Origin of the sequence: Synechococcus sp. OH2 (genome assembly GCF_047462155.1) — a bacterium.
Lineage (GTDB): Bacteria > Cyanobacteriota > Cyanobacteriia > Thermostichales > Thermostichaceae > Thermostichus.
This window is the reverse complement of record NZ_JANSIR010000073.1, coordinates 1-4,865: the sequence shown is the minus strand read 5'-3', so window position 1 is coordinate 4,865 and position 4,865 is coordinate 1. Positions and strand designations below refer to the sequence as shown.

The window sequence follows — 4,865 nt, the reverse complement described above, 5'->3', positions numbered from 1 at the left end:
GTTGCAGAGCCGCTCTCAACCGGGAGTAGTGGTCTCTGACCCGGTTCAACCGCTGTCTATTCCAGTGACCCCCCTCAGAGGTCTGGGCAATATCCCTCCTACCCAAATCCACGCCCATTGCGTTGACGGCGTGCTCCGGCTCTGGTGCTTCAGACTCCACGCCAATCTGGATGTAGTAGGAACCGTCTTGGCGTTTGACCAACGTGGCTGCTTTGGGATGAGAGCCTGCTAGCCTGCCACGCTGGTAGTGACCTATATCTAGCTCAAAGCGTTCGCGTCGGTGGTCAGCGACACCGTCGGGTCCTTTGAAAGGGAGGAGAGAAGTCAACCCAAGCAGACCCCTAGGCTAGCGAGAGTAGAGACCGGCCAATGGCTTCAGCTCCTCCAGTAGGGGACAGCTCAGGAAGGCTATAACTTCAACTGTCTGCTTCCGTGGGGTGGTCAGTGAAGGGGTGGCTGCGAATAAAGTCTTTGGGCGTTACGTTTTCCACAAACTTGCGGAAGGCCTCCCGCTCTGCTTCGTCAGCATCTTGGTTCATCGGGATCGAGGCTTCCGCGATTACCTCTTCTACAGTCCAGATGGGGGCATGGGCCCGCAGGGCAAGGGCAATGGCATCGCTGGGGCGGCAGTCAATCTCCTGCTTTTTATCGCCGCAGACTGTAACAAGCACTGCATAGAAGGTATTGTCCAGCAGGGCATGGATGATAACCCGCTCCAGCTTGATCCCCCAAGCTTTCCAGGAGTTCAGAATAAGGTCATGGGTCATAGGGCGGAGGGGCTTTTGGTCGTCCAGCGCCTGCAGAATGGCGTTGGCCTCCGCTCTTCCTACCCAGATGGGTAGGGCACGCCGCTCATGGGTATCGCGCAAGATGACAATGGGAGCCTGGTTGACAGCGTCGACCGCGATCCCAGCCACATGCATCTCGATCATGAGCACTCGCCTCCAGCCTTTAGACCTCGATCGTATCCACTGGTAGCAAACTTTGGCAACACAACATGGGCTCGGTTCGTAAATCACTTGAAGTGGCCCTCATCGGTGGCAGCAGCGAAAGCCGCAGCTTGGCCCACGTCCTCAGCCATGAGGGGATCCCTTGGATAGCCACCGTCACCACTGAGGGGGCCAGAAGGCTATATCGGGATTTGGCGGGGCAAGTGATAGTTACCCGATTTTCGCCCCTATCTTTGTTACAGTTTCTACAGGAACACGGGATCCGCGTGCTGGTGGATGCTTCCCATCCCTTCGCCCAAGAGATCTCGCAACTGGCCATGCAGGTGACCGCCCAACTGGGGATCCCCTACCTGCGCTACGAGCGCCCCCCGGTGGCGTTGGATCCCTGGGTACAGGTAGCGTCAGACTGGCAGGTGTTGCTCACGGATGGCGTACTGGCAGGGCGGCGGGTGCTGCTAACGGTGGGGGTGAAGGCATTGCCCCTGTTTGTGCCCTGGCAGGATCGCTGCCAACTGTGGGCGCGGGTGCTGCCAGAGTCGGTTCCCCGGGCAGTGCAAGCCGGGATCCCTGCCGAGCGGGTGATTGGGATGCGCTTGCCCCTCAGCTTGGAGCAGGAACTGCAGCTTTGGCAGAGGCTGGAGCCCCAAGTGGTTATTAGTAAGGACTCTGGAGAAGCTGGTGGCCTGGCCATCAAGCAGGCTGTGGCTAAAACTCTGGGGATTCCCCTGTGGGTAATCCAACGGCCACTCTTATGCTACCCCTGGTGTAGTCAAGACTTGGCCGAGGTGGTGCGGGAGTGCCAACGTCGGTTGGAGGGGACTTAGAACGGCTCCTCTGCAGGCAGGTCAGGCTCTCGATCTTGACGAGATCCCAGCAATTCCAGCCGATCCACGGCGATGATCGGCCTCTGGCGATCCTCCCCAGTGGTTCGATCTTTCCAGCGATCGAACTTGAGGCTGCCTGTTACCCCGATGAGGCTGCCCTTGCGCACATATTCTCCGGCCACTTCAGCGGTGCGCCCCCACAGCTCCAGGTTGAACCAATCGGGCTTGTCCTCTCCTTTGCGGAAGCGGTTGACCGCCAAGCTAAAGGTACACACCACCTTGCCCGACTCAAAGTAGCGCACCTCTGGATCCATTCCGGCTCTCCCCACCAGGGTCACCAGGTTTAGGCTCATGGGCTTTTCTCCAGACAGTCTGTGGCTTTCAGCCTTCAGTTGTAGCGCTTACAAGGGATCCCTGTCATCTTGCCACAGGCTTAGGGATAACTTTCAGCCTATCTTCCGATTCTCCTGCGGGGATCCCGGTTGATCGGGAGGAAAAATCTTTGCTCTCATGGATTGGGTGACTGCAGGGGGGCGCTGATTGTGTTGCAAAGATTTACAATATCAGAAGCCCCAGAGCAACTGCCGGCCTCTGACCCGTAGACAGATTCCCACCGGCCAGCAGGGAGGGTTCACTACCGCAAGAGAACGCATTCAGCAGTATCCCATGGAATTCATCTACGCATACGCCTGGTTGATCCCCGTCTATCCCCTGGTGGCAGCCTTTTTGCTTGGCCTAGGCATCCTGGTGTTCAACGCCTGGACAAGGGCCAACCGCTCTCTAGCCGCCTTTTTGAGTGTGTTCGCAACGGGGACGGCGATGGTTCACGCCTTTGCCCTCTTGGCCAGCCAACTGCAGGGCCATGAAACCGTCCTCAGAACCATCACCTGGGCCCAGGCGGGATCCTTCTCGCTGGACATGGGCTTTGTAGTCGACCACCTCAGCGCCATGATGCTGGTGGTGGTGACCACCGTGGCCTTCTTGGTACAGATCTACTCCGATGGCTACATGGCCCAGGATCCCGGCTATGTACGTTTCTACGCCTACCTGAGTCTGTTCGCCTCCTCGATGCTGGGCCTGGTGCTCAGTCCCAACCTGGTACAGATCTACATCTTCTGGGAGCTGGTGGGGATGTGCTCCTACCTGCTGATCGGCTTTTGGTACGAGCGGCAGGCAGCGGCAGAGGCAGCTCAGAAGGCATTTGTCGTCAACCGGGTGGGCGACTTTGGCCTGTTGCTGGGCATTTTGGGCTTTTACTGGATTGCCGGCACTTTTGGGTTCGAGGAACTGGCCCGCAATGTGGAGCAGATGGTCGCCAACGGCTCGGTGAGCAGCAGCTTGGTTGCCCTGTTTGCCCTCTTGGTGTTCTTGGGGCCGGTGGCCAAGTCGGCTCAGTTTCCGCTGCACGTGTGGCTGCCGGATGCCATGGAAGGTCCCACGCCTATTTCGGCCCTCATCCACGCGGCCACCATGGTCGCTGCCGGAGTATTCCTGTTGGCACGTATGTTCCCAGTGCTGGAAGGGATCCCGGCAGTCATGAACCTCATTGCCTGGACAGGGGCGGGCACGGCTTTCTTGGGGGCCAGCATCGCCATCACCCAAAACGACATCAAAAAAGGCCTGGCCTACTCCACCATTTCCCAACTGGGCTACATGGTCATGGCCATGGGATCCGGCGCCTATGGGGCGGGCTTATTCCATCTGATGACCCACGCCTACTTCAAGGCGCTGCTCTTTTTGGGCTCTGGCTCCGTAATTCATGGCATGGAGGCGGTGGTGGGCCACGACCCGGTTTTGTCCCAGGACATGCGCCTGATGGGAGGGCTGCGCAAATACATGCCAGTTACGGCCATCACGTTTTTGATTGGCACACTGGCCATCTGTGGGATCCCGCCCTTTGCCGGCTTTTGGTCTAAAGATGAGATTTTGGCTGCGGTTTTTGAGCACAACCCAGCCCTCTGGGGGGTGGGCTTCCTCACGGCGGGGATCACCGCCTTCTACATGTTCCGCATCTACTTCCTCACCTTTGAAGGGGAGTTTCGCGGCACCAACCTGAGACTGCGGCAGGAGGTAGCCGTCAGCCAGGGCCGACCGGTGCCGGCTTTTGCCTACGCTTTTGCCGGGAAAGAGTCGGCCTTTGGCCCCGGTGCCATGAACATTTACGAAAAGCCCCAGCCCAGCAGCCATCCTGAAGCTGTGGAAGACGGGCACGATGGGCATGGCCACGCTGCCGAGCCGCATGAGTCTCCCCTGTCGATGACGATTCCGCTGGTGGCGCTGGCGGTTCCTTCGGTGCTGATCGGCTTGGTGGGCACTCCCTTTGCCAACTTCTTTGAGGCCTTTATCCATCCGCCGGGCGAGACTGTGGCGGGGGCCGGATCGGTTTTGCCGCTGGTGGCAGCCGAGTGGCAAGCGGTGCTGGCTGGCCACTTCGATTGGACGGAGTTTTTGGCCATGGCGGGCAGCTCGGTAGGTATTGGGCTGATTGGCCTTGCCCTGGCCAGCCTGATCTACTGGCAGAAGCGCATCGATCCGAGCACCTTCCCCCAAAGCCTGCAGCCGCTCTACTACTTCTCGCTTAACAAGTGGTACATCGACGATCTCTACGATCGGGTCTTTGTGCAGGGCACTCGCTTTGTGGCGCGGGAAGCGCTGGAGGTGGACAGCCGCATTGTCGATGGGGTGGTCAACTTGACGGGCCTGGTGGCGATGGTCAGCGGCGAAGTGATGAAATACCTGGAAAACGGCAAGGCGCAGTTTTACGCTTTGATCATCTTTGCGGCGGTGGTGGTGATGGTAGTGCTTTCTGGGGTTGGGGTCTAGCCCATGGGCCAGAGGCTGATACAGGCCGCGGGATCCCGATACACCCGCAGCGCCGAGCGGGAAGGAAAGCGACGCAGCCAAATGCAGTAGTCGTCGCCGCCGCTGGCCAGCCAGCGATCCCCAGGAGCGCTGGCCACCGCCCCAATCCAGTTGCCGTGTTCGGGATGAACACTGAGAAGCTTTCCGGTGAAGGGATCCCAACGCTTGAGAGCGTAGTCCGCCCCCCTTCCGCCAGTTACCGACCCTCAAGAGCTAGCTAATCTGCCGT

Annotated in this window: 5 protein-coding genes and 1 pseudogene; 2 read left to right on the top strand and 4 right to left on the bottom strand. The window is 59.2% G+C overall.

Annotation, left to right across the window (positions count from 1 at the left end; genetic code table 11):
- Both NW835_RS06275 and NW835_RS06270 read right to left on the bottom strand, forming a co-directional pair.
- Positions 1-277, bottom strand: a pseudogene (locus NW835_RS06275) (RNA-guided endonuclease TnpB family protein); the annotation flags it as partial.
- A 139-nt stretch (positions 278-416) separates the two neighbouring features.
- Complete coding sequence (locus NW835_RS06270; RefSeq protein ID WP_414366662.1) at positions 417-932, bottom strand: bifunctional nuclease family protein; 516 nt, start codon at positions 930-932, stop codon at positions 417-419.
- A gap of 65 nt (positions 933-997) precedes the next feature.
- Between NW835_RS06270 and NW835_RS06265 the strand changes: the two genes are divergently transcribed.
- On the top strand, positions 998-1,774 hold the full coding sequence (locus tag NW835_RS06265; RefSeq protein ID WP_414414815.1) for a cobalt-precorrin-6A reductase: 777 nt from the start codon (positions 998-1,000) through the stop codon (positions 1,772-1,774).
- Here the strand turns inward: NW835_RS06265 and NW835_RS06260 are convergent.
- Positions 1,771-2,127, bottom strand: coding sequence for a single-stranded DNA-binding protein (locus NW835_RS06260; protein ID WP_414366659.1), 357 nt, complete (start codon positions 2,125-2,127; stop codon positions 1,771-1,773). The genes NW835_RS06265 and NW835_RS06260 overlap by 4 nt on opposite strands.
- Before the next feature lie 313 nt (positions 2,128-2,440).
- Here NW835_RS06260 and NW835_RS06255 point away from each other — a divergent pair, with 313 nt between their 5' ends.
- Positions 2,441-4,597, top strand: coding sequence for an NAD(P)H-quinone oxidoreductase subunit 5 (locus NW835_RS06255; protein ID WP_414414814.1), 2,157 nt, complete (start codon positions 2,441-2,443; stop codon positions 4,595-4,597).
- Here NW835_RS06255 and NW835_RS06250 read toward each other — a convergent pair.
- Positions 4,594-4,734, bottom strand: a complete 141-nt coding sequence (locus tag NW835_RS06250; RefSeq protein ID WP_414366655.1) for a hypothetical protein — start codon at positions 4,732-4,734, stop codon at positions 4,594-4,596. The genes NW835_RS06255 and NW835_RS06250 overlap by 4 nt on opposite strands.
- Positions 4,735-4,865 lie beyond the last annotated feature (131 nt).

Excerpts from the sequence above, each read along its gene's own strand:
- NW835_RS06270 (WP_414366662.1), bottom strand. The coding sequence starts at position 932 with ATGATCGAGATGCATGTGGCTGGGATCGCGGTCGACGCTGTCAACCAG.
- NW835_RS06265 (WP_414414815.1), top strand. The coding sequence starts at position 998 with ATGGGCTCGGTTCGTAAATCACTTGAAGTGGCCCTCATCGGTGGCAGC.
- NW835_RS06260 (WP_414366659.1), bottom strand. The coding sequence starts at position 2,127 with ATGAGCCTAAACCTGGTGACCCTGGTGGGGAGAGCCGGAATGGATCCA.
- NW835_RS06255 (WP_414414814.1), top strand. The coding sequence starts at position 2,441 with ATGGAATTCATCTACGCATACGCCTGGTTGATCCCCGTCTATCCCCTG.